Source organism: Streptomyces sp. 2A115 (genome assembly GCF_052245575.1).
Lineage (GTDB): Bacteria > Actinomycetota > Actinomycetes > Streptomycetales > Streptomycetaceae > Streptomyces.
Map to the genome: position 1 here is coordinate 1 of NZ_JBQQCG010000272.1, position 519 is coordinate 519.

The window sequence follows — 519 nt, forward strand, 5'->3', positions numbered from 1 at the left end:
GCGCCGCGTTGGGATGAGGGCACGGTTCTGATCACGGGTGCGACGGGGACGCTGGGCGGGATTCTGGCCCGTCATCTGGTCGTCGAGCAGGGCGCGCGGCGGCTGCTGCTGCTGAGCCGGCGTGGTGAGGGTGCTCCGGGTGCGGCCGAGTTGAGGGCGGAGCTGGAGGGTCTGGGCGCTGAGGTTTCGTTCGCTGCGTGTGATGCGGCGGATCGTGAGGCGCTGGCTGGGGTGCTGGCCGGGGTTCCGGTGGAGTTTCCGGTGTCCGCGGTGGTGCATACGGCGGGTGTTCTGGATGACGCGGTGCTGGGTGAGTTGACCGGTGAGCGGCTGGATGCGGTGGTGCGGCCGAAGATCGACGCGGCGTGGAACCTGCATGAGCTGACGAGGGATCTGCGGTTGTCGGCGTTCGTGCTGTATTCGTCGATCGCGGGTCTGATCGGTAATGCGGGCCAGGCCAACTACGCGGCGGGCAACACGTTTTTGGACGCGCTGGCCCAGCACCGGCATGCGCAGGGG

1 protein-coding gene is annotated in these 519 nt (G+C 68.6%); it reads left to right on the forward strand.

Features of this window, described 5'->3' with window-relative positions:
- Positions 1–519 (forward strand): SDR family NAD(P)-dependent oxidoreductase (locus ACTWQR_RS55995; protein ID WP_443235054.1); only part of this gene is annotated, 519 nt, incomplete at both ends.